Raw genomic sequence first — 4,254 nt, forward strand, 5'->3', positions numbered from 1 at the left:
AAGAGTGGTTTCGACCATACTTGCCTCCGGCGGCGGCTTCATTCTGCCAGTCGTCGGCGCAGAGCGCTCGCCGTCGAGCATGGCTCGTTCGCTCCTGCGTCTTGCAAATCAACGACTAACTTGGGGCCAGTGGTGTATTCTGGAGATCAAACGAGGATGTCCGGAAGTGGCCCTTCTGTATGGACCGGCCGCGCGCTGCAAGCCGAAAGTGACGATCTGGAGGTCGTGGGTCTTGCGCTTCTGTATCCGGCCCTTGGCGGAACGTTTGCGTTCCTGGCCATCATGGATATCCGCGCGCGCTCGATCTCATTCGCGTCTCGGCCCCGAAGGCCATAAGGGCCACCTGATCACGAACGCGCTGGCGAGACCTTTTCTCCATCTCCTCATTCCGACTCGCAGACCTCGGCGGGAAAGCCAAACTCTGGCTTTGGGATCAGCTAAAGCCGTCCCCTCGGAGCCACCGTCGCTCGCTCGCCCGATCTGGCGAGCGACGGGGGCGACAGGGGGCGGCGGCCATCCCCTTGGTGAACCTGAGCGTGTTCATCAGGCTGCTGCCTTTGTGATGCGCGCCTCATAACTGCGCTCTTGTGCGAGCACGGTCCAGGCGATCCGCGCGAGCTTGTTGGCAAGAGCCGCGGCCAAAACATTAGGATGCAGGCGCTGAATGGCGCGAACGAGCCAGGCTCCAAAACCGTGCTTCGGCGAGTTCGCCGGTCGCAACAGGATAACCCGGGCTGCTTGGATGAAGAGCATGCGCAAGTAGCTGTTCCCGCGCTTGGAGATGCGTCCGAGGATAGTCCGGTCTCCGGTCGACATCTGTTTGGGCACGAGGCCGAGCCAAAGGGCAACGCCGGTGCCATTGGTTGGCTCGCCGCGATCGGTTCGAAGCGTGACCTTCACCTTGGTGCCGACCGTGACGCGCCATGACGTCTTGTAGAAATGCACGACGAAGCGATGGCGGAAATACTTGATGTATATCCGGCGATTGTCACCCGACGTGTAACTCCCGCAGAGCGAGGTGACACCATCATCGCCAATGATGGTGTAGGCGGTCCACACGCCCTTCTGCGTCAGGATGGTCGGCTTGTTGGTTGCGACGGCAGCAGTGGACAGCAGCATGGCTGCAGCGGCGAGTAGAGGTCGTTTCATTGGTCTGGTGATTACCTCCTTCGGGCGGAACGACTGGGCTTTGGTGGTGGCTGCATCGCATCGAGGACTGCAGATACAGCTTCGGAGAGCTGCTCCAATGCGGCCTTGTAGCCGGGTGTGTCGATACCACCACGAACCATCGCAGCGACCATCAAGAGCGAAGCGCGCAGGATTGCGCTAGTTCGGGCGGAGCATGTGCCCGGTTGCGCTGTGTTGAGATCCCACGTCGCGAGAATGTGCGGCGGCTCGCTCGCGTCGTGGATGGCTAGGAAGCGGCGGATCGCCTCGATGTCGATGTCGGCATTCTTCTTGTCCGCCATGTAGCGCAGCAAGCTCGCGAGCATCGCATTAAAGGCTTCGCTTATCGGACCGGTCGGGGTCGGGATGGTTTCGATCATTCGGCTCTCGTCCTGGCCATTTGTGAACTCCGGTTTCAGGGACCATTCCCTACGCCCTCAACCCCGGTAGGCTCGCGCCGCCGGGGACAGAGAGCAGAGGAGGTCGCCTTTTATCCATTGCCTCAGTTGAGCCGACCATTGTCGAGCGAGGCGTTCGTCACCGTCTTGGTGTCGATATTCACGGTGCAGGAATAGGTAACGCGCATCCAATTGCCCAAGCCATTTTGGGCTTCGGCTTGATCGCCGCGCATTCGGATGGTGCCGTCATTGGCGACGCGTTTGCTCCATCGATCAAATCGCAGCAGGAAGAACACCGAGTCCATCGAGTTCGTCCCAGAAAAAACGCCCGGTGATCGCATGTCGTTACGCACCAGACGTTTGATCTGCTGCTGGCATTCGAAGCCCATTTTTCTGTTGATCCAATCGAAGTATTCTTCGCTAACCTCCTGACCAGCTCTAGGACGAACCGGTTCGGGTTTCTCTTTTTCTGTTTTGGGTGAGTCAGCGGCTCGTGTTGGCGAGGCATCCGATGCTGGTTTGCTACCTTGACCCACAGCGTACAGCATCACCACAACAGCGCCGAACACCGCGAGCCGTCCTAACTTTAGTGGCAATTTCTTTCTCCTCTTGCGGCTCGCGTGATCACGATCCTTTCCGACGCCTCAACCCCGGTAGGCTTGCGCCGCCGGGTGACAACAGCGATTGATGCGCTTTCCCAATTCGCGCGCGGTTGGATCTCGCCAGATCAGTAGGCGACAACGCAGCCGAGCGGCGCCGAGCACCGTGAGGTAGCGCTCTCTTTGGTTTCAGTTATAGGTTGCAATTCAGGCGCATTCTTGTTATTTTCCGCCAAAGACTTGGTTGCGATGATGGCGGGACGTTCAACGAGAAGTATTATTAAGCAGCTGTCGGACCCACCGACGGTGCAGGGCGGATTGTCGCGATTAGCTGCCGAGCGCGTGCGCAGAGCAGGCATCAAATTGGAGCCGCTGTTGTCGCGCGTTGGGTTGACCATCGACCAGATCGATGATTCCGAACGACGCATCAACGCTTCCAACCAGATCGCATTTCTTGAAGCAGCCGCCGAAGCGCTTAACGATGATCTTCTTGGCCTTCGGCTCGCCGAAGAGTTTGACCTCCGAGATCTTGGGTTGCTGTATTACGTCATGGCATCGTCCGACACGCTCGGAGATGCGCTGAAGCGCGCCGCCCGCTACAGCCGCATCACCAATGAGGCCGTCGTGCTTCAATATCACGAGACGCGCGAACCAACACTGCGTATCGCCTATTCCGGGATTCAGCGCCATGTCGATCTCCAGCAGATCGAATTCTGCATCGTCGCAATGGTCCGAGTGTCTCGCGCGTTGAGTGGACGTCGCTTCTTTCCCAAACACGTATCCATTAGTCACGTCCGGCCGAGAGGCATCGCGAAGTTTGCTGGGTTTCTCGGGAGGGATCTCGAATTTGGCAGCAGTGCCGACGAGCTCGATTTCCCGGCTGGCTCGGCGGAGTGGGCGCTGGTTGATGCCGACGCGCGGCTGAACAAGATCCTACTCAAGACCTGCGAGGAGAGCCTGAGTTCTCGCAGGAGCAATAGTGGCAGACTCCGTATCACGGTCGAGAATACAATCGCTCCCTTGCTTCCGCACGGCCAGGCGAAGGCGAGCGTTGTCGCCAAGAAGCTCGGGATGAGCGAACGGACGTTGGTGCGCAGGCTCGCTGATGAGGGCGTGACATTTAACGAGATCCTGCAGCAGCTCAAAGCGAACCTAGCCGCCCGTTATTTGGAGGAGGATGGCATGCCGATCTCAAGGATCGCTTGGCTTCTCGGTTTCGAGGAGGCAAGTTCCTTCACCCACGCATGCCGACGGTGGACTGGCAAATCGCCGCGAGAGCTTCGGCTTTCGCGCTGATTCAAGGTGTTGATGGCTTCCACGTTACTAAGCCTTGCGCAAAAGCTTCTTGTCTTCCGGCAAGTCGCCCCAAGACAACCAGTGATAAAGAAGCGGCGAGATAGGAACCTGCATGCCGTTTTGACACAGGCGGCTCTCGCACCATTGCCGGCCAGTTACGACCACGCCTTGCAGATTAATGTCCGGCGTGCGGATCGATTTGCGTCCGCATCGCGTGCAGTGGTTCTCCGTCTTGTTCATGCCTGCTCGTTTGCCTGCTCTTTGCTCGCGACCCCACAGGAACTGCAGAACGCCGGCTCGCCCTCTATTGCCGCTCATTCTCGTGAGGCCTGTCGAGTGGTTATTGAGGCGGCGGAGGTCAGCAGAAAGCTGATCTGGGCTCTCACCTCGCAAGCGAAGCAGAATTAGGGGTTCGTTGAGGGAAAGGTCTTGTGAATGCACGCCAATGATTTGGCGATTCGCGACGCAGTTTAGAGACGTTCAGACAAAGCGTTTCTTCTGGTTTCCAAGAGCGAAGGTCCGGAGGCCCCACCGAGTCTTCCTCAACAAGAACTTATCGGATGGCCGGAATCGACGCAGGGACGGTCTTTCGGCGATCCGCCTGTTAGGGCGTTTACTTCAAGGCGCAGATGTCGGCTTCGGGGCTAAGCGGAAATCTACAGCTCGATTAGAGCATTGCCGGTTTTGACCCTGGCTGTGTGAAAAGCCACGAGTCGGCTAGGATTCCTCCGTTTCCTGATGGGGGATACGGATGGGACGCTTCGTTGAAGGTGCGGACAGATCCCAGCTGACGC

The 4,254-nt window shown here is 58.4% G+C and carries 4 protein-coding genes and 1 pseudogene; 1 reads left to right on the forward strand and 4 read right to left on the reverse strand.

The window, feature by feature from the left end:
• Positions 1 to 543: 543 nt before the first annotated feature.
• The 3 genes and pseudogenes from AC630_RS36725 to AC630_RS44680 form a co-directional block, all read right to left on the reverse strand.
• A pseudogene (locus AC630_RS36725) lies at positions 544 to 846 on the reverse strand (transposase); the annotation flags it as partial.
• Positions 847 to 1,160: 314 nt separating this feature from the next.
• On the reverse strand, positions 1,161 to 1,547 hold the full coding sequence (locus AC630_RS36730) for a hypothetical protein (RefSeq protein WP_074123275.1): 387 nt from the start codon (positions 1,545 to 1,547) through the stop codon (positions 1,161 to 1,163).
• A gap of 122 nt (positions 1,548 to 1,669) precedes the next feature.
• Positions 1,670 to 2,134, reverse strand: a complete 465-nt coding sequence (locus AC630_RS44680; protein ID WP_143198595.1) for a hypothetical protein — start codon at positions 2,132 to 2,134, stop codon at positions 1,670 to 1,672.
• Positions 2,135 to 2,383: 249 nt separating this feature from the next.
• Between AC630_RS44680 and AC630_RS36740 the strand changes: the two genes are divergently transcribed.
• Positions 2,384 to 3,460: an AraC family transcriptional regulator gene (locus tag AC630_RS36740; RefSeq protein ID WP_143198596.1), complete on the forward strand. Its 1,077-nt coding sequence runs from the start codon at positions 2,384 to 2,386 to the stop codon at positions 3,458 to 3,460.
• A gap of 27 nt (positions 3,461 to 3,487) precedes the next feature.
• On the opposite strand, the gene AC630_RS44685 is transcribed toward AC630_RS36740, so the two are convergent.
• Positions 3,488 to 3,700: a hypothetical protein gene (locus tag AC630_RS44685; RefSeq protein WP_143198597.1), complete on the reverse strand. Its 213-nt coding sequence runs from the start codon at positions 3,698 to 3,700 to the stop codon at positions 3,488 to 3,490.
• Positions 3,701 to 4,254: the final 554 nt, after the last annotated feature.

Origin of the sequence: Bradyrhizobium sp. AS23.2 (assembly GCF_001908185.1) — a bacterium.
GTDB lineage: Bacteria > Pseudomonadota > Alphaproteobacteria > Rhizobiales > Xanthobacteraceae > Bradyrhizobium.

Bases quoted from the DNA above. Each gene is read 5' to 3' on its own strand.
- AC630_RS44685 (WP_143198597.1), bottom strand. From the start codon at position 3,700: ATGAACAAGACGGAGAACCACTGCACGCGATGCGGACGCAAATCGATC.
- AC630_RS36730 (WP_074123275.1), bottom strand. From the start codon at position 1,547: ATGATCGAAACCATCCCGACCCCGACCGGTCCGATAAGCGAAGCCTTT.